Annotated in this window: 17 protein-coding genes; 10 read left to right on the plus strand and 7 right to left on the minus strand. The window is 65.6% G+C overall.

Annotation, left to right across the window (positions count from 1 at the left end; genetic code table 11):
- Both ACP7A5_RS07095 and ACP7A5_RS07100 read left to right on the plus strand, forming a co-directional pair.
- A partial coding sequence (locus ACP7A5_RS07095; RefSeq protein ID WP_426041260.1) for a hypothetical protein occupies positions 1-191 on the plus strand: 191 nt, incomplete at its 5' end.
- 57 nt (positions 192-248) lie between these two features.
- On the plus strand, positions 249-1,574 hold the full coding sequence (locus ACP7A5_RS07100; protein ID WP_426041261.1) for an acetyl-CoA hydrolase/transferase family protein: 1,326 nt from the start codon (positions 249-251) through the stop codon (positions 1,572-1,574).
- A gap of 233 nt (positions 1,575-1,807) precedes the next feature.
- Here the strand turns inward: ACP7A5_RS07100 and ACP7A5_RS07105 are convergent, their stop codons facing one another.
- Entirely contained in the window at positions 1,808-2,452 is a 645-nt protein-coding gene (locus ACP7A5_RS07105; protein ID WP_426041262.1) for a YoaK family protein, read from the minus strand.
- A 163-nt stretch (positions 2,453-2,615) separates the two neighbouring features.
- Between ACP7A5_RS07105 and ACP7A5_RS07110 the strand changes: the two genes are divergently transcribed.
- A complete protein-coding gene (locus ACP7A5_RS07110) occupies positions 2,616-3,386 on the plus strand; it encodes a spermidine synthase (protein ID WP_426041263.1) in 771 nt (256 codons plus the stop codon).
- Here ACP7A5_RS07110 and ACP7A5_RS07115 read toward each other — a convergent pair.
- Positions 3,292-3,543, minus strand: a complete 252-nt coding sequence (locus tag ACP7A5_RS07115) for a helix-turn-helix domain-containing protein (protein WP_426041264.1) — start codon at positions 3,541-3,543, stop codon at positions 3,292-3,294. The two genes, ACP7A5_RS07110 and ACP7A5_RS07115, sit on opposite strands and share 95 nt — an antisense overlap.
- Before the next feature lie 40 nt (positions 3,544-3,583).
- Entirely contained in the window at positions 3,584-4,024 is a 441-nt protein-coding gene (locus ACP7A5_RS07120; RefSeq protein WP_426041265.1) for a hypothetical protein, read from the minus strand.
- Positions 4,025-4,264: 240 nt separating this feature from the next.
- On the opposite strand from ACP7A5_RS07120, the gene ACP7A5_RS07125 reads away from it, so the two are divergent.
- Genes ACP7A5_RS07125 through ACP7A5_RS07140 form a run of 4 tightly spaced genes read left to right on the plus strand, consistent with a single transcriptional unit; the run spans position 4,265 to position 7,735 of the window.
- Entirely contained in the window at positions 4,265-4,636 is a 372-nt protein-coding gene (locus ACP7A5_RS07125) for a DUF983 domain-containing protein (RefSeq protein ID WP_426041266.1), read from the plus strand.
- A 57-nt stretch (positions 4,637-4,693) separates the two neighbouring features.
- Positions 4,694-5,059: a helix-turn-helix domain-containing protein gene (locus ACP7A5_RS07130; RefSeq protein WP_426041267.1), complete on the plus strand. Its 366-nt coding sequence runs from the start codon at positions 4,694-4,696 to the stop codon at positions 5,057-5,059.
- Complete coding sequence (locus ACP7A5_RS07135; protein WP_303696851.1) at positions 5,056-5,427, plus strand: DUF983 domain-containing protein; 372 nt, start codon at positions 5,056-5,058, stop codon at positions 5,425-5,427. The genes ACP7A5_RS07130 and ACP7A5_RS07135 overlap by 4 nt, the downstream gene beginning before the upstream one ends.
- A gap of 13 nt (positions 5,428-5,440) precedes the next feature.
- Complete coding sequence (locus ACP7A5_RS07140; protein WP_426041268.1) at positions 5,441-7,735, plus strand: NADP-dependent malic enzyme; 2,295 nt, start codon at positions 5,441-5,443, stop codon at positions 7,733-7,735.
- Positions 7,736-8,002: 267 nt separating this feature from the next.
- Here the strand turns inward: ACP7A5_RS07140 and ACP7A5_RS07145 are convergent, their stop codons facing one another.
- Positions 8,003-9,001, minus strand: a complete 999-nt coding sequence (locus ACP7A5_RS07145; RefSeq protein ID WP_426041269.1) for a helix-turn-helix domain-containing protein — start codon at positions 8,999-9,001, stop codon at positions 8,003-8,005.
- Between the two features lie 145 nt (positions 9,002-9,146).
- Between ACP7A5_RS07145 and ACP7A5_RS07150 the strand changes: the two genes are divergently transcribed.
- Positions 9,147-9,965: a DUF2306 domain-containing protein gene (locus tag ACP7A5_RS07150; RefSeq protein ID WP_426041270.1), complete on the plus strand. Its 819-nt coding sequence runs from the start codon at positions 9,147-9,149 to the stop codon at positions 9,963-9,965.
- 61 nt (positions 9,966-10,026) lie between these two features.
- On the opposite strand, the gene ACP7A5_RS07155 is transcribed toward ACP7A5_RS07150, so the two are convergent.
- Positions 10,027-13,332 (minus strand): amidohydrolase family protein, encoded by a 3,306-nt coding sequence (locus ACP7A5_RS07155; RefSeq protein WP_426041271.1) that lies wholly within the window; start codon positions 13,330-13,332, stop codon positions 10,027-10,029.
- 157 nt (positions 13,333-13,489) lie between these two features.
- On the opposite strand from ACP7A5_RS07155, the gene ACP7A5_RS07160 reads away from it, so the two are divergent.
- Both ACP7A5_RS07160 and ACP7A5_RS07165 read left to right on the plus strand, forming a co-directional pair.
- Positions 13,490-15,214, plus strand: coding sequence for a DUF1800 domain-containing protein (locus ACP7A5_RS07160; RefSeq protein WP_426041272.1), 1,725 nt, complete (start codon positions 13,490-13,492; stop codon positions 15,212-15,214).
- 10 nt (positions 15,215-15,224) lie between these two features.
- Positions 15,225-16,775 carry a DUF1501 domain-containing protein gene (locus ACP7A5_RS07165; protein WP_426041273.1) on the plus strand — a complete coding sequence of 517 codons (1,551 nt, stop codon included), beginning with the start codon at positions 15,225-15,227 and terminating at the stop codon, positions 16,773-16,775.
- On the opposite strand, the gene ACP7A5_RS07170 is transcribed toward ACP7A5_RS07165, so the two are convergent.
- Both ACP7A5_RS07170 and ACP7A5_RS07175 read right to left on the minus strand, forming a co-directional pair.
- Complete coding sequence (locus ACP7A5_RS07170) at positions 16,772-17,293, minus strand: hypothetical protein (RefSeq protein WP_426041274.1); 522 nt, start codon at positions 17,291-17,293, stop codon at positions 16,772-16,774. The genes ACP7A5_RS07165 and ACP7A5_RS07170 overlap by 4 nt on opposite strands.
- Before the next feature lie 10 nt (positions 17,294-17,303).
- Positions 17,304-18,746, minus strand: a complete 1,443-nt coding sequence (locus ACP7A5_RS07175; protein WP_426041275.1) for an MBOAT family O-acyltransferase — start codon at positions 18,744-18,746, stop codon at positions 17,304-17,306.

The raw sequence follows: 18,746 nt of genomic DNA on the forward strand, positions 1-18,746 counted from the left end.
AGGAGATCGGCCCGATCGCCGCCCCCGACGCCATCCAGTGGGCCCCCGGCCTGCCCAAGACCCGCTCGGGCAAGATCATGCGGCGGATCCTGCGCAAGATCGCCGAGAACGATCTGGGGTCATTGGGGGATACGTCGACGCTGGCCGATCCGTCGGTGGTGGACGATCTGGTGAAGACCCGGGGTGAGTAGGCCGCTTCCATCGAACCCGGCAAGGGTCCAACGTCGGCCGAAATCGGGAGCGTCTCATTGACCGCCATCGACACCCTTTACCGCCAGCGCCTGATGAGCGCGGCCGATGCCGCCGACCTGATCCCCTCGGGCGCCAAGGTTGCCATGGCCCTGGGCGTCGGCCAGCCGCCCGCCCTGCTGAAAGCGCTCGCGGACCGTGCCGAGGCCGGACAGGTCGACGATCTTCGCCTCTACTATCTGCTGTCGACCTCGATCGCGGGCGACACCGTCCTTCGCTACGAGCTCATGGATCGCATCCACCCGTGCAGCCTGTTCCACAGCGCCATCGAGCGCCGTCTGGATGCGCGGGCGCGCGAAGACGGTCGCCCGGCCGTGGTGCAGTTCATCCCGACCGGGTTCCAGCAAACACCCCGTATCCTGTGCCAGGAGATCGGGGTCGACACCCTGATCGCCACCGTCTCGCCGATGGACGCTGACGGCAACTTCTCGTTCGGCACCAATACCGACTACGCGCAGCCCGTTTCCAGAACGGCGAAACGCGTCATCCTTGAGGTCAATCCGCACATGCCGCGCGTGTTCGGCGACTGCACGGTCCATGTCTCGCAGGTCGCCGCTCTGGTCGAGAACGCCGTCGCGCTGCTGGAAGTCGCCAAAGCCGCGCCGCAACCGGCCGACACGGTCATCGGCGGGCTGATCGCCGGCCTCGTCGAGAACGGCGCGACGCTGCAGATGGGCATCGGGGCCCTGCCGGATGCGGTCTGCGCCGCCCTCAAGGATCACACGGACCTGGGCATCCACACAGAGATGCTGACGCCGGGACTGGTCGAGCTGATGAAGGCGGGCGTCGTCACCAATGCGAGGAAGACCCTGCATCCGGGAAAATCCGTCTTCGCCTTCTGCATGGGCGATCGATCGACCTACGAATACCTCGACCAAAACCCGGCCCTGGAGGCCCATCCTGTTTCGTACGTCAACGATGTCCATGTCATCGGGCGGAACGAACGGATGGTCTCGGTCAATGCGACGCTCGAGATCGACCTGGACGGGGCCTGCTGTTCCGAGCACCTGAACGGCCACCAGTTCACGGGCTCGGGCGGCCAGCTCGACTTCGTGCGCGGCGCCTATCTCTCGAAGGGCGGCCTGTCGATCATCGCCTGTCACGCGACCGCAAGGGGCGGCGCCGTGTCACGTATCGTCCCACGGCTCTCGGGTCCGGTGACGACACCCCGCAATGACGTGCACATGGTCGTCACCGAATATGGCGTCGCCAATCTCAAGGGACTGAGCACGTCCGAGCGCGCCCGCGCCATCATCTGCCTCGCCGCCCCGCAGTTCCGCGACGAACTGACTTCCCGTGCGAACGCGATGGGTGGGAGTCTCTAAGAGGCGGATACTTCCAATGACCGGGATGAGACGATCTCCTGACCTTGGCCCCCGTCACGGTTGAGTTAGGAACAGCCCTGCCAGGTCACTGAGCGAGGGGCCGGCGTTCGGGTCGGCAGACGCGATATTGGTGTCGGCCCGGACGCCGAGATTGTCGGCCTCGCCCTGTCAGACGATGATGTTGTTGCTTCGGCTCAGCACCTTGCGAGATCGCGGTCGGCGCTACCGAACCGTCACCGGCCGCGATCGAGGTCCAGCCTGGCTGTGACGAGCGTCAGCGTCGCCATGATGAGCACCGCTCCGAGAAGGGCGTGGACCCCAAAGCTTCTGTAGGCCAGCGCGCCCGTGACCGCGCCGGTCAGAAGGCCCAGCCAAAGCAACAGGAACGGCGCCCAGCCCAGGGGATCGCCGCCCAGAAGCGCGGCCGTGAGCCGCTTGCCGAGCTTCACCAGTGTTCCGGTCATATAGGTCAGGCCGATCCTGACCTCGCCATCCTCGGCAAAGACCGTGTTTTCCGCCCCCATGGCCAGCACCATCGGGATCACCGCCAGAACACCGGCGCCGAGCGTGTGAGCGAGCAAGGCCGTGGCCAGAAAGACCGTGACCAGGCCCAGGACGGCTGGGCGACGACGGGCCTTGGCGATGCGACCGGTGAGTGCGCCCAGCATCACCCCGATCACGAAGGTTGCCAGCAGCGCGGCTGCGAAGCCCGCCGTGGACGATCCGTCTGCAAGACCGATCCCCAATCTGGTGGAGTTTCCGCTCATGAACGAGACGAAGAAGCCGCCCGTCATCAGGAACCCGATCGAGTCGACATAGCCCGCGACACACGAAAAGCACGCGGCGAGGCCCCGGACCCGGCGGTCGTACTGCATCATCGGGGAGCCTCTCCACTGGGCATCAGACTCATTCCTCCACCGAACAACAAGAAATCTGAAAACCGCACTTGAACACTTGATACATTATCAGTGATATACAAGATATCATGACACAGCGCTGCCCCCGCAAGGTCGATGCGCAAATCGGTTGGGATTGACGCACATGATCGTGGTCCACGAGGTCAACGACGGCGGGCATTCGATCCGCATTACGGAATCACTGAGGGACGGCGCCCGCCGCTATTTCGATGGTCCCGCCCTTTATACGGAGGTCGACGTCAACGGCGAGAACCGTCTTGGCTACATCGCAGCGATGGAGCGGCAGATGACCGGTGCATCGAACCTGCTGCTTCTTGGAACCGCCGGGGGCGCTCTGGCCACTCGCTTCAGCCGGGCAGGACGGGCGGTCACGGCGATCGACAACCGCGCGACAGTTTTCGAGATCGCCCGGAACTGGTTTCAAATGCCCGCCGAGGTCGAATGCATATGCGCCGACGCGGTCGATTTCCTGCGTTCGAACACCCGTCGCTGGGATGCCGTCGCCGTGGACATCTTCCGTGGGACCGAGATTCCCGACTCCATGTTCGCCGCCGAGGTTGGCGAGGCCTTGCGGCGAGCCGTTGCGCCCGGGGGCGTCGTGGTCTGGAATGTAGCCGACAGTCAGAACGCCTGGCCCGTCTATGTCATCAGACGGATCATGCGCGTCGCCGGATTCGTGCCTGAAGTCGTCCCGGTCCTGGATATGGACATCGGCAATACTCTGGTGGTTTGCCGTGCCGACCTCGCACCCCCGTCGCCTACGGTCGGCGGGTCCCGGCCAGGTCTCGGATCACCATCGGCTAATCACGTTCCAGAAGTCGCACGCCTCGCCCGGAACCTTCGCTCCGTCCTCCAGGCGCAATCAACTCCACCCCGGCCTCGTTCAGCGCATTGATCACCTTCTCCAGACTGTCGACAACAGCCCGAACGACACCCGCGCTCGCCTCCATTCGCTGAATTGTCGGGAGCGACAGTTGCGCTAGGCGCGCCAGTTCCTTCTGGTCGATACCGAGAAGCGCGCGGGCGGCCTTCATCTGAGAACCTGTGATCATGGGTCGGTCTATAATGATGTGTGGAACATCATCAACCGGATCATGCCGGCCGGGCGAACGCGGATCGCACCGTCACGCCGCCGTCGATGACCAGATCTCTCCATTCGTGACTCCTCTGGCCGATGCCCGTCCTCGACATGTCGAGACCGGCGCTGGCCCACCCCGGGGCCTGCTTCAAAAGGCTCTTGACGGATTCCAGCGCCGAGGGACCATCAAAATTCAGAACCATGCGGTCGTGCCAGGCCGTGATGATCAAAGTCGTCGGCGTGGCGCGCTCGACCTCGACTTCGCGTGAAATGGGGATTGCGGACAGGCCGGTGTCCGGGTCGAGGAAGATGATCCGCCAGTTTGTGACGAGCGCCAGCCCGGGTCGGCAGACTGACCCATAGTCGCGAGACACGGCATAGCCCTCGAACAGCAGTTCGTCGGCCAGCAGTTTCACTGCCTGCTTCATGTCCATCAGCCGGCGCGTGATTTCCACGATGACATCCTCATGCGAGATACAAAAGTCGATATCCTAGATATTGATACTAATGTTTAGACTCTCGGCCTCACGAGGTGCAAGCGCGCTCCGGGTCAGTCTCGCTCCCGGGCCGGAGATCGAGCTGCGCCATTGGAGCGAGTGATAAAAAATATCATTATTGATGCTTGAAACATCACTATAAGAGGCACATATGTCTCCTCGCGGGATCAAACCGCTTTCCGGTGTGGAGCGTCTGTCGTGAAGAGTCCCAATCCCTTTCTCGCGGGGGCAAGGTGCAGATGCCCGCGGTGTGGAACGGGAGCGATCTTCTCCGGATTCCTGACGATACGGCCAAACTGCACGGTCTGTGGACTCGACCTCGCCAAGGCTGATCCGGGCGATGGGCCCGTCGTTTTCATCCTCCTGAGCGTCGGCGCGATCGGCTGCTTCGGGTTGTTGTTCACCGAGATGACGTTTCACCCTCCTGCCTGGCTGGAACTCGCTTTCTGGCTGCCCATGATGGCGATCCTCAGCCTCGGCGCGCTGAGGCCGTTCAAGGCCATCATGATCGCGCTTCAATTCCAGAATGCCGCCTCCCAGGCGCAGAACGACGAGACCGGGGATGTCTGACGCCCGGACAGACAGCCTGTCCTTTCGCCATCCGGACCGTCGCTGGAGTCCGGACCAATGATTTCGGGGAGTCAGGTTCGTGCGGCCCGGGCCCTCCTCGGCATCGATCAGAAACAACTCGCCAGTCTTGCGGGCCTTTCGCTCCCGACGGTCCAGCGGATGGAGCGATCCGAGGGGTCCGTAAGGGTCATCGTCGATAGCCTGGAGAAGGTGCTGCAAGCCTTCGCCATCGCGGGTGTCGAACTGATAGCCGACGGGTCTCCGAGCGCCGGGCGAGGCATCGGGGTGCGTCTGATCCTGCGCCACCCGAAAGCCCTGCCCGACACCCGATCATCAACCAGCACTTCCCTGGCGTCTCTGGACGCTCCCGAGTCCGCCGAGAGTGCGGGTTGCGGGGCTTGCTCGCCGGAACGGCTAGCATGACCGATGACGCGCCAGTCAGACGCAGCCCCTTCGCCGGCCTCAAGCGCGGGGCTCGGGGTCAATGCCCAAACTGCGGGAAGGGCCGGCTTTTCAGAGCGTACCTGAAGATCCGGCCGATCTGCGAGATCTGTGGTCATGACAACGGCCAGTATCCTGCCGACGACGCACCCCCGTATTTCACGATCCTGATCGTCGGACATCTCGTGGTCGGTCCGTTGCTGGCCTTCCACGTCATCTTCACCTGGCCGCCCGGGCTCGTGCTTGCCGTTCTGCTGCCCGGCCTGACCGCCCTGATGCTGTTCATGTTGCCAATCGTGAAGGGCGCCGTGGTCGGCGTTCTTTGGGGCGTGGCCAAGCCCGCCCCCTGAAAGAATCCCCGCCATGACGCCTCAAGACCGCCGCGCGCGCGCCGACCAGGAAGCGCTCGATTTCCACCGTTGCCCCCGACCCGGCAAGATCGAGGTCAATGCGACCAAGCCGATGGCGACGCAGCGTGATCTCAGCCTAGCCTATTCGCCCGGCGTGGCCGCGCCGGTTCTGGCCATCGCGAACGATCCGGCCGCCGCCTACGACTACACCTCCAAGGGCAACCTCGTCGGCGTGATCTCCAATGGAACGGCCATCCTCGGCCTGGGCAATCTCGGCGCTCTCGCCTCCAAACCGGTGATGGAGGGAAAGGCGGTCCTGTTCAAACGCTTCGCCGACCTCGACGCCTTCGACATCGAGGCCGCCACCGAGGACGCCGACGCCTTCATCGAGGTCGTCCGCCACATCGGCGCGACCTTCGGCGGCATCAATCTGGAGGATATCTCGAGCCCCGACTGTTTTCGGATCGAGGCGCAGTTGCAGGATCTGCTCGACGTCCCTGTCTTCCATGACGATCAGCACGGCACGGCCATCATCTGTTCGGCCGGTTTGATCAACGCCTGCGAGGTCACAGGCCGCCGACTGGAGGACGTCAAGCTGGTCCTGTGCGGCGCCGGGGCCGCCGGGCTCGGCTCAATCACCCTGATGAAGGCGCTGGGCGTCCGGGCCGAGAACACCACCCTGGTAGACATAGACGGGGTCGTCTATCGCGGGCGACCTCACGGCATGGACCAGTGGAAATCGGTCCATGCCACGGACACGCCGCACCGGACCCTGGCCGATGCCTTGGTCGGGGCCGACGTGTTCATCGGCGTGTCTGCAAAGGGGGTCCTGACCCAGGCCATGGTCGCCTCCATGGCCGCCAACCCGGTCATCTTTGCGATGGCGAACCCCGACCCGGAGATCACGCCCGAGGAGGTCCTGGAGGTTCGACAGGACGCGATCGTCGCTACGGGCCGGTCCGATTATCCCAACCAGGTCAACAATATCCTCGGATTTCCCTACATCTTTCGGGGCGCTCTGGACGTTCAGGCGAGCGCCATCAATCACGAGATGAAGATCGCGGCGGCACGGGCCCTGGCCATGTTGGCGCGTGAGGATGTGCCGGACGAAGTCGCTCTCGCCTACCAGGGCAAGAAGCTGAAATTCGGCCGCGACTACATCATTCCGTCGCCCTTCGACCCCCGTCTGATCTGGTTTGTGCCGCCGTTTATCGCCGAGGCTGCGATGGCGACCGGGGTTGCCCGGCGGCCGATCGCGGATATGGACGAATATCGGGCCTCGCTCCGGCGTCGCCTGGATCCGTCGGCGGGCTTTATTCAGACCATTACCGCCAGCGTGCAATCAGCACCCAAACGGAAGGTCGTGTTCGTCGAGGGCGAAGAGCCGGCCGTCATCCGGGCGGCATACGCGTTCGGCGCCGAAGGTCTGGGGACGCCGATCCTCCTGGGTCGCGATGATGTCATTCGAGCCAATGCTCTCGATCTCGGCTTCGACGACGTCGGCGTAAGCGTTCAGATCATCAACGCCCGACTGTCTCAGCGAAACACCGACTACGTCGATTTTCTGTATGGACGACTACAGCGCGAGGGCTACCTGCGCCGCGATGTCCAGCGTCTGGTCAATGTCGATCGCAACAGCTTCGCGGCCGCCATGATGGCGCTTGGCGACGCCGACGCGCTCGTCACGGGCGTGACCCGCAACTTTGATCAGTGCATCGAGGATGTCTCAAGAGCCATCGACCCCGAAGCGGGGGGCCGCATGTTGGGACTCTCCGTGCTGCTGGAGCGAGGGCGTACGATATTCGTCGCCGACACCTCGATTTGCGAACTGCCCACGCCGGAAGACCTGGTGGAGATTGCGTGTCAGGCCGCAGCCGCTGTGCGTCGCATGGGGCATACCCCGCGCGTCGCGTTTCTCTCGTCATCGAGCTTTGGCCATCCGCGCGGCGAGCAGCCGGCGCGCATGCGACGCGCCGTGGCGCTGATGGACGAGCGGACGGTCGATTTCGAGTATGAGGGTGAGATGCCGCCGGATGTCGCCCTCGATGACCGTCTTTGGGCCAGCTATCCGTTCCAGCGATTGAGCGAGCCCGCCAACGTGCTGATCATGCCCACCATTCATTCCGCTACCATCTCCACAAAGCTTGTCCAGGCCCTGGGAAGGGGAACGGTGATCGGCCCCCTGTTGTATGGTCTCAGCAAACCGGTTCAGATTTGCAGGCTTGGAGCCTCGGTTTCAAACATCCTGACGTTGGCGACCCTTGCCGCCTACCAATGCCCCCCTTCTGGCCAACCGGTCTTGAGGTAGGAATGGGTGTCCATTGATCCGTCCCCCGGAAACCGGATCACTGGACTGTGGAGTTTTCTGCTGGGATTTACCGGGTTGGCGATCTGCGCCAATCGCGCAAACCACACCGGCCGGTCCGCCACCCCACGGCGGTGTCCTTGCGCTTCTCCGGATTGCAGTTGATCGCCGGCCACGGGTCCATCAGCGCAGGCCTGGCTCTCCGGCGATGTCCAGCGTCGGCAACGGGACGCGACATAGCCCGGTCTTCGGATCAAAGCGCACCGTCGCTCAGGCGCCTTCGAACCGGCTCCGGACGGCGGCCCTGCGGAAGGCCCGGGGCGTCGATCCGACCTGGTCCTTGAACGCCCGGTTGAAGGGACCGATCGACCCGAAGCCACAGTCGAAGGCGATTTCCAGGATCGACCCGGTCTCCGCCGGATCGGTCAGCCGCGCCTTCGCCCGCTCGACCCGATGATGGTTGATCAGGCGGTTGAAGTTGGCGAACCCCAGGGCCGCGCCGATACAGTGCGAGACCCTGTACTCAGGCTCCCCGAGCCGCACGGCGACATCGCTGATCCGCAGGTTCGGCTCGCTGTCGATTCCTTCCGTCTGCAACAGGCGCATCAGCCGGTCGGCCAGTCGCCGGTCCTGCTCGGTGGGCGCGCGTCGGACCGGCGAAGGTTCCGCGAGCGGGTGCCGCACCCGGAACCAGACCGCCACCGTCGCCGCGCCGAGACCGACGAGGGCGCAGGCGCCTTTGATCAGGTTGTCGCGGAGCGCGTCTTCCGAAGCCCAGAACCCCAGGACGGAAGCTCCGACCAGGAGGGCGTAGATCACGAGGAAGGCGAGCCGGAACCGCTTCTCTGCGACGGGCAGGTCGCGCCTGTAGCGATGAAACGGCTCGACGAAGGTGAGCAGCAGGGCGGCCGATCCGCTCACCGCATAGAGGTTCCCGGCCACCCGGGACGCCGCGCCTCCCGATGGGGCCAGCACCGCGACAGCGGCGCTCACCGCGACGAACAGGACGACGATGCGCGCCCACCACGCGTCGTGCGGGGAGGAATCGAACAGGGCCCGGGTCAGCAGCCACGCCCAGCCGCAGGCCCCCAGTCCGAACACCGCGAAGGCCGTGGAGACATCACCAGTGGTGAGCCTGTGAAGGATGTAGCTGACGAACGACCCCGCCGCGACCGCCGCATAGACCCGCAGCCGGCCCGGCGACCGGCCGGGGCCTTGTTCGCTCGCACCCATCGCTGTCGAGCCGCTGAACGGCGTCGTGTTGAACATCCGGTCCTCCCCGGGGACGCCTTTTCATGACCGGGGCGCGCCGGCGAAACAAGAACTTCTGGCCGAATTCCAAATCGGCGAGACCCCGGCGCGGCGCCGCCCGCATGCCTGTCGCTGACCTCGATCGGAGGCCTCGGGAGATTCCATGTCGACGACTGTTCAAACGCCGCCCGCGCGCGGCCTCGCCTCGAAAGCGCTGCGCTGGTCGGGCATGCTCTGGTTCATCGTCGCCGCCGTCGGCCAGACGGCCTTCATCGGCTTCATCGTCGCCTTCTACGGGGTGCGGACCGTTACCGGCGACTTCTCCGGCTGGAACGACAAGCCGCTGATCGACGGCTATATCGAGGGCGACGATACCGGCAATCTCATCTTCGCCGCCCACGTCCTGCTGGCCGCCGTGGTGACGCTCGGCGGGCTGATGCAGCTGATCCCCGCGATCCGCCGCAAACTGCCCGGCCTGCACCGCTGGACCGGCAGAACCTTCCTCGTCATCGCCGGTTTCATGGCGTTGAGCGGCATCTGGCTGGCCCTGGTGCGAGGGACCTATCTGTCGGTCATCTCGAACGTCGCCATCCTGATCGACGCCCTGCTCATCCTGGTGTTCGCCGGGTTCGCCTGGCGTAATGCGATCAAGCGACGCTTCGAGCCGCACCGGATCTGGGCCATGCGGACCTTCATGGTGGTCAGCGGCGTCTGGTTCCTGCGCGTGGGCCTGATGGGCTGGGTCATCGTCAACCAGGGCCCCGCAGGCCTGACGAAAGACATGAGCGGCCCGATCGACAGCCTCATGACCTTCGGCAGCTATCTGATCCCCCTGACCCTGCTCGAGCTCTATTTCGCGGCCCAGCGCAGCAGCGGCGGCGCCCTGAAGATCCTCGCCGCCCTCGTCGTGGTCGCGGCCGCCGCCTACACGGCGCTGGGAGTCGTGGGGACCGTCGCCTTCATGTGGGGCCCCTATCTGTAGGCCACTCGCCGGTTCCGATCCTCGTGGACCGGAACCGGCGATCCTGTCTCAGAGCGGCGGCTCAGTCTCCGTTGTGGCCGTGCCCTTCCGCGTGGGTGGAGCCGACCGCGAAGCCCTGGTCGCCCTCGCGCTCGAACCAGAACGGCGCCCTCGCCCGTTCCCGCAGCCCGACCTCGTTCATGTGGTCGTCGTAGAGGCGGCCGTTGGCCAGGGTGTAGCGGATCGAGGTGGTGTTGCGGATATTCTCCAGCGGATTGGAGTCCAGCACCACCAGATCGGCCAGCTTGCCGACCTGCAGCGAGCCCACAGCCCGATCCAGCCCCAGCGCCCTCGCCCCGTTCAGCGTGCCGGCTCTCAGCGCCTCCAGCGGCGTCATCCCGCCCTGGGCCATCATCCACATCTCCCAGTGCATGCCCAGGCCCTCACGCTGTCCGTGGGCGCCGGTCGAAACGATCACGCCGAGGTCCAGAAGGCGTTTGGCTTCGCGCGCGATGGAGATGTGGTTCCACTCGCCCTCGGGCGCGGTGACCGGCCGCCGGGCGCGGGCGTCCAGCAGGCGGCGCGGCACATATTGCGTCAGGATCGGATGGTTCCAGACCTCGCTCTCCTGGTACCAGTAGTTCTCGCCGAACGCGCCGCCATAGGCGACGATGAGCGTCGGCGTATAGGCGACGTCCGACTGGCTCCACAGATCGTGGACATCGTCGTAGAGGTTGGCCAGCGGGATCGAGTGTTCGATCGTCGTGTGGCCGTCGACCACCATGCTCATGTTGTGGTGATACAGGGACCCGCCTTCCGGCACGACGTTCATGCCAAGCTGGCGCGCCGCCTCGATGATCTGCTGGCGCTGTTCCCGACGCGGCTGGTTGTAGCTCTTCACGCTCCAGGCCCCGATCGCCTGCATCCGCCGCAGCGTCGACAGGGCGTCGTCCAGACTGTTGACCACCGCCGTGATCGGCGTCGCCGCCCCGTACAGGATCGTGCCGGTGGAGAAGATCCTCGGCCCGACCACCCGGCCGGCGCGGGCCAGCTCGGAATGGGCGAAGATTTCCGACGAGTCGTTCGACGGGTCGTGGATGGTCGTCACGCCGAAGCCCAGCGCCGCATAGTTCACCCAGCTCTGCTGCGGGATGATCTCGTCCGATCCCATGGAGCCGTGCCAGTGGGCGTCCACCAGGCCGGGAATGATGGTCTTTCCGGTCAAGTCCACCACAGTCGCCCCGGCCGGAATCGTCACTTCGCCGCGTGCGCCGATGGCCTCGATGCGATTGCCGTTGGTGACGATGACTCCGTCCTCGATCACCGTGTCGCCGTTCATGGTGACGATCCGCGCGCCGGTCAGGGCCAGGCGTCCTTCGGGCCGATCGGCGATCTGCTGGAAGCCCAGGTTGATGCCGCTTTCCGGCGGCCTCGGCAGTTCGGCCGGCGCGCCTTCGACGAAGGCGAAGCCCTGATTCAGGTCGCGACTGAACAGCTGCGGCCCCAGCGACCAGCTCAGACGGCGGCTATCGCCCGACCAGTGGAGCCAGTCCCCTGCATCGCGCGTGAACCGCGTCTGCGGCAAGGCCTTGCCGTCCGACGACAACGTCACCGGCCGCCCGGTCCGGGCGAAGGGCGCGACGAAAGCGTTGAAGCGCTCGGTCCAGGCGATCCAGTGCTCGTCCGGCGACAGCACATACTCCGCCGCCCATCCCGAGGTCAGGTGAACCCGCTCGTCGTGGCCGCCCAGATCGACCGACTTCAACGCCGAGTTCCGCTCCACCCGGCCGGTGAAATAGATGCGGTCGTTCGAGGCGCCGAACTGGGGCGCGACGCCGTCATCAGTGACGAAGGTGGCCTCGCCGCCGGCTGCCGGAATGCGATAGATGCCCGGTTCGCGGCTCCACAGGCCCGAGGTCAGGAAGCCGTCCGCCACCTTGCGATAGACGAGGGTCCGGCCGTCCGGTGAGAAGGTCGGCTCGATGTAGTGGCCCGGATTCGAGGTCACGACGCGGCTCTCGCCGCCGCCGGCCGGGATCACGCGGATGGCGCCTAGATCCTCGTCGTCCCAGGTCGTGTAGACGATCGACCGGCCGTCACGCGACCAGGCGGGATAGAGCTCGAAATGGTCCGACTGGCGCGTCAGGCGCCGCGGCGTCCCGTTCGGAAGGTCCTTGATCCACAGATTGCCCAGGGCCTCATAGACCACGCGCGATCCGTCCGGCGACGTCCGCGCCCAGCGCACCATTTTCACATCGAAGGTGTCGGGGGCCACATCGACCGGGAAGCGCACGGCCTCCTCGACGCGACGGATGTCTGCGACGTGGAACGGGATGTCCGCCACCTCGCGCGAGGCGACGTCGATGCGGCGGATCTTGCCGCCGGCCCAGAAGACGATGGCCGAGTTGTCGGGCGTCCAGCTCATCGCCGGATAGACGCCGTGGACGGCCCAGGTCTCCTGCAGGTCGCGGTCGAGACCGGAATAGATCGCCGTCTCGCGTCCGCTCTCGATGTCCATCACGAACAGGGTCGACTGGTAGCGAACGCGCCTGACGAAGGCCAAACTCTTGCCGTCGGGCGACGGCGTCGGGCGGATCGATCCGCCCGGCCCGCCCAGAAACTCCTCGACCTCGCCCGTCTCGCGATCCAGCCTCTGGATGACATAGATCTCGGTGTTCACGTCCTTGGAATATTCGAACACCTCGCCCGTGGTGTTGTCGTCACTGAAGTAAAGATAGCGACCGTCCGGCGAGAAGGCGGGTTCCCCGGAGTCCTTCTGCTGCGTGCGCCGCGTGGTGAGCTGGACACCGCCGCCGCCCGAGCGGTGATACATCCACATCTCGCCGGCCCCCAGCGACCGGGACGAGGTGAAGTGTTTGCGCGCCACGATGAACTCGCCGTCCGGCGACCAGTCGGGCGAATTCAGCAGACGGAAGCTCTCGTCCGACACCTGCGTCGGGTTCGACCCGTCGCGGTTCATGACCCAGATATTGTCGCCGCCGTCACGGTCGGAGGTGAAGGCGATCTTCGTCCCGTCCGGCGAATATTTCGGCTGCATATCCCAGGCGACGCCGGATGCGATGGCCCGCGCCTCGCCGCCGCCGATCGGCATGACGTAGATGTCGCCCAGCAGGTCAAAGACGATCTCGCGGCCGTCCGGGCTGACGTCCAGCGCCATCCAGGTGCCTTCGGTGACGTCGATGGCCGCGTCGTGCGCAGGGCCCGGCGGGTTCTGTACGTCCCACCCGGGCGTCTCGGCCTCGTCTTCAGCTCCCGGCAGAGCGGCCGGCGTGATCGCGGGTTCCGGCGGCGGCGTCGCAGTTTGGGCCCACCCCGTACTGGCCACGCACAGCGCCACCACGACGCTCAACACCACACGCATCAGCATAAGACGATTCCCCCGCCCAAAGGCACCGCCACCCTCTAGGGCGACGTGGAAAGACGGTGAAGACGAAAATACCCTATGCCCTGCGGAATCTCTTCACTTCAACGGCGCAACAGGTCTAACGTCGCCGGTAGGAACCAGCGTTAGTCGGGGGACAAACGTGCGGAAAAACAGTCATTTCAGCCAACTTCGCGCTTGGGCGGCGGCCTTTGCCATAGCGATCGGCTTGGCCTCCTGCGGCGGAGGCAGTGGGGGAGGCGACGGCGGAACCACCCCGCCCCCGACGCCTGCGCCCGTCCTCAGCGACGCGGACGCGGCCAAGCTTCTGACCCAGGCGACTTTTGGCCCGACCGATGCCGAGATCGATTCGGTGAAATTGCTTGGCTATGCCGGCTGGATCAACGCCCAGCTGGCCCTGCAATCCTCGTCTCACCTGGCCTATGCGGACAACCGGCTGGCGCAGTTGCGTTTGACCAATCCGACGGCGACGCTCGGCGCCAACCAGTTCTACGAGAGCTTCTGGCTCTATTCCGCGACCGGCCAGGCCCAGTTGCGCGAGCGGGTAAAACTCGCCCTGTCCGAAATCTTCGTCATTTCGCTGACCGACGCCAACGTCGATGTCCGGGGCGCGGCCTCCTACTACGATATGCTGGGCGCCAACGCCTTCGGCAACTACCGCACCCTGCTGGAGCAGGTGTCGCTACACCCGATGATGGGCGTCTATCTGACCCATCTGGCGAACCAGAAGGAGGACGCCGCGACCGGTCGGACCCCGGACGAGAACTACGCCCGTGAGGTCATGCAGCTGATGTCGATCGGGGTTCAGGAGCTGAACGTCGACGGCACGGTCCGCCGCGACGCCAACGGCGCCGCCATCACGACCTATACCCCCGCGGACATCTCGAACCTGGCCCGCGTCTTCACCGGCTTCAGCTGGTATGCCGCCACACCGACGAACTCGACCTTCGCCGGCGGCGGCCGCACGGGCGACTCCTACGTACGCTCGATGATCCTGTACCCACAGTATCACTCGACCTCGGCCAAGACCTTCCTCGGCGTGACCCTTCCCGCCGGCTCGACCGATGGCGTGGCGGAACTGAAGACCGCGCTCGACACCATCTTCAACAACGTCAACGTCCCGCCCTTCATCTGCAAACAGCTGATCCAGCGGCTGGTGACCTCCAATCCGTCGCCGGCCTACGTCAGCCGCTGCTCGACCGCCTTCATCAACAACGGCTCGGGCATACGGGGCGATCTGGCGGTCGTGGTGCGGACCATTCTGCTGGACGCAGAGGCGCGGGACATTAACTCGACCTCCAGCGCCACCTTCGGCAAGGTGCGCGAGCCGGTCATCCGCATGACCAACTGGATGCGCGCCTTCGGGGCGACCTCGGTCAGCGGCAACTATCTGCTGAACTCCACCAGCGCCAACACCTCCCTCGGTCAGTCGGTCCTCGCCTCTCCGTCGGTGTTCAACTTCTTCCGCCCCGGCTATGTCCCGCCGAACACCCGGCTCGGCGCCCAGAACCTGCTGGCTCCGGAGTTCCAGATCGTCGACGAAGTCACCGTCGCCGGCTACGCCAACACCATGCAGACCGCGATCGGGACCGGCATCGGGACCGGCAGCGACGTCCGCTCGGTCTATACGCGAGAGATCGCCATCGCCTCCGACGCCAATGCCTTGGCGGACCGGATGAGCCGGATGCTGCTGTACGGCCAGATGTCCTCGACCCTGCGTGCGCGCATCGTCGAAAGCGTCAACAGCATCGCCATCCCCGCCGCCACAGGCTCCAACCAGGCGACGATCGACACCGCCCTGCTGAATCGCTCCCGACTGGCGGTCTACATGACGATGGTGTCTCCCGAATATCTGGTCCAACGGTGAGGACGGCGCGATGACCCACGGAAAATACAGCCGCCGCCAACTTCTCCGTGTCGGCGGGGGCCTGTCGATGCTGGGCGCCGCCGCGCCCTTCGCGGCCCAACTCGCCGCCGCAGGGAACGCCGTCAGCCAGAGCGCGCCGGACTATAAGGCCCTGGTCTGCGTCTTCCTGTTCGGCGGCAACGATGCTCACAACATGGTTCTGGCGACGGACAACGACAGTTGGGGCCGCTACTTCGCCGCGCGGAACACCGGCAACGACCCCATCGCGCTGATGCCGGTGGGGACGCCTGCGACACCCATCGGCGGGACCAGTGCGGTCACAGGACGCGTCGCGACGGCCGCATCGCCAGAGGCCTGGGGCGGGGTTTTGCCGATCACGCCGCGCACGATCCAGCCCATCCCGGCCGGCACCAGCGCCTCGGTTCGCACCTTCGGACTGCATCCCTTCATGGGACCGGCGAAGGACCTGTTCGATGCGGGGCGTCTCGCGGTTGTCGCCAATATCGGGACCCTGGTGCGTCCGATCACCAGGGCCCAATACGAGGCGCGCACTGTCGCCTTTCCCGCCAACCTGTTCTCGCACAACGACCAGCAGTCGACCTGGCAGGCAGGCCAGACCGAAGGCGCAAGGGTTGGCTGGGGCGGTCGTTTCGGCGACCTGCTGAACGGCATGAACGGGACGAGCTCCCTGTTCACCGCCGTCTCCACGGCAGGAAACGCGGTTTTCCTGTCGGGTCAGTCCGTCGTTCAGTACCAGATGAGCACGGGCGCCCAGCCTGCCGTTGTCATCAACGGCCAGGCCGGCGCCAACCTGTTCGGTTCGACGATCGCGCCCGCCCGTGTCCGCGAACTGATCACGGACACGTCCTCGGCCAGTCTGTTCGCCGCCGATTATGCGACCACCACCGGCCGGTCGATCGGGGCGGCAACATCGCTGAACAGCGCCTTCGCGACCTCGGCGGTCACCGGGGTGGCGACCGCGCCAGCCTACCGCAACCCGATCACCGGTGCGACCGAGACCAACAGCCTGGCCGTCCAGCTTCAGACCGTAGCCCGAATGATCGCGGCCGCTCCGACCCTGGGCCTGCGCCGTCAGGTCTTCTTCGTCAGCCTCGGCGGCTGGGACACCCACGATTTCCAGAACACGGCCCAGGCCAACAACCTGGCCAAGGTCGCCCACGCCCTCAGCTATTTCGACGGCGCCCTGGGCAATCTGGGCGGCGTCAACATGCGCAACGCCGTCACGACCTTCACGGCTTCGGACTTCTCGCGGACCTTCACCACCAACGGCGACGGGACCGACCACGCCTGGGGCGGCCACCATCTCGTCATGGGCGGCGCGGTGCGGGGTGGCGACATCTACGGCCAGTATCCGACGCTCGGCGTAGACCTCGGAACCTTCCGCAACCCCGACATGACCCGGAGCTACCTCGTACCGACCACCTCGGTGGATCAGTATGCCGCCACCATGGGTCGCTGGCTCGGCGTGTCGGAAGCGAACCTGGACTCCATCTTCCCAAACCTCGGCAACATGGTCACCCGTGGCCTGGGCTTCCTCTAGAGCCGGCGACGGCCCGCCCACTCCGCATCTCGCGCCGCCTCGTAGCCGTCCCGCACCGTCTGTCTCGGCTGGTCGGCGCCCAATTGGGCGATCTGTTCGGCCCAGACGTCGGCCATGCGGCGGACGGTGGTGGTCACCCAGCCGGGAGCCTGTTGACGCGACCAGTTCTGGATCGACACCGCGTTGAAGATCAGCAGGAAGACAGTCGCCAACACGATGATGCGACTGGTCCAGCGACGGTCGCGCGCAGCCACCCCCTCCTCGTCCGGCGGCTCTACCGGCGGGAAGGCGAACCGTCCCAGCGCCAGCAGCGGATTGACCGGCTCCTGAGCCGTCGGCAGGTCGTGGGCGTCGGCCGTCTCGATCCAGTCGCTGGGTGGGTCCTGCCGGACCTCCTCGACGGGATCGTCCAGATAAGGGTCGGCAGCCTCTCCCTCAAGCGGCGGGAAGGGGCTGGCAGGCAGGGCCGTCGGGAAGGGCGCCAGCGGGATTTCGGGATCGTCGGGATGGTCGTTCATCTCGCCGCCCTCAGAACTGGAAATAGATGAAGGGGGCCACGCCGTCCGGGCGCACGGCCTCGACCAGCAGGATGGCCGCCCCGAGCAGCAGAGCCATGGTCAGGGACGGCGCCGGCTTCAGCCAGGTCGCGATCCACTCGGCCGCACGCGGCGGCAGCCAGTGCATGGCCAGACCGCCCACGATCAGCGTCAACAGGAAGGGCGTCACCAGGGTCGCCGCCTCGAACCGCCCGAGCCCCGTCAACACCTCCACCGCCATCGGGAAGGTCTCGGACCGGAACAGAATCCAGCCCAGGCACACGATATGGAAGGTGACCAGCACGCCGAGCCAGGCCGGCGGTCCCTTGCGGTCGCCGTCCGCGCTCAAGTCGCCCTCAGGGCGATAGCGCGATGAGAATGCCGCGCGGCCCAGTCGCTCAACCACCTGCACCCCGCCGTGCAGCGCGCCCCAGGCCACGAAGGTCCAGGCCGCCCCGTGCCACAATCCGCCCAGCAGCATGGTGATGAAGACGTTGAGGCAGGAACGGATCAGCCCCTTCTTGCCCCCTCCCAGCGGCACATAGAGGTAGTCGCGCAGCCAGCTGGACAGGCTGATATGCCAGCGCCGCCAGAAGTCCTGCATCGAACTGGCGCGATACGGCTGGTCGAAGTTGCGCGGGAAGGAATACCCCAACAGGGCCGCGATCCCGATCGCCATGTCCGAATAGGCCGAGAAGTCGCAGTAGATCTGGACCGCATAGCCATAGACCGCCACCATCAGGTCCAGCGTCCCGTAGGCCGCCGGATCGAAGAAGACCGGGTCGACCAGTCGCACCGACAGTTCCGACGCGATCACCGTCTTCTTGAACAGCCCCCAGCAGATCAGCAGCAGCCCATGCGTCGCCATCTCCCTTGTCAGCCGCGGCGCGCGGTCGAACTGGGGCAACAGATCCGACGCCCGCACGATCGGCCCGGCGACCAGATGCGGGAAAAAGCTCATCAGAAGCATGACGTCGAGCAGCGATCGCGCGACCGGCGTCTTCCGGCGATGCACGTCGACGACGTAGCTGATGCCCTGGAAGGTGAAGAACGAAATCCCGACCGGCAGCACGATCTGCAGCAAGGGCAGGTCCCGCTCCCACCCGAACCGGGTCAGCAGGTCGCCCGCCTGTTCGACGAAGAAGCCGTAGTATTTGAAGAAGCCCAGGATCAGCAGATTGGCCGCGACGCCCAGGCCGACCAGCCACTTCCTTCGGCTCTGCTCGTCGGAGCGCGCGATCAGCGCAGCCACGCCCCAGTTCAGCACCGCCGAGGCGATCAGCAGGGCGACGAACCGCCAGTCCCACTGGGCGTAGAAGAACCAGCTGGCCAGCAGCAGGAACAGCTTCCGCCGCCCGTTGTCGCGATCCAGCGACCAGGCGGTGAAATAGACGAACAGGAAGAACACGCCGAACGCCAGCGTCGGGAACAGCAC

It is taken from the genome of Brevundimonas sp. TWP2-3-4b1 (assembly GCF_049897665.1).
GTDB lineage: Bacteria > Pseudomonadota > Alphaproteobacteria > Caulobacterales > Caulobacteraceae > Brevundimonas > Brevundimonas subvibrioides_B.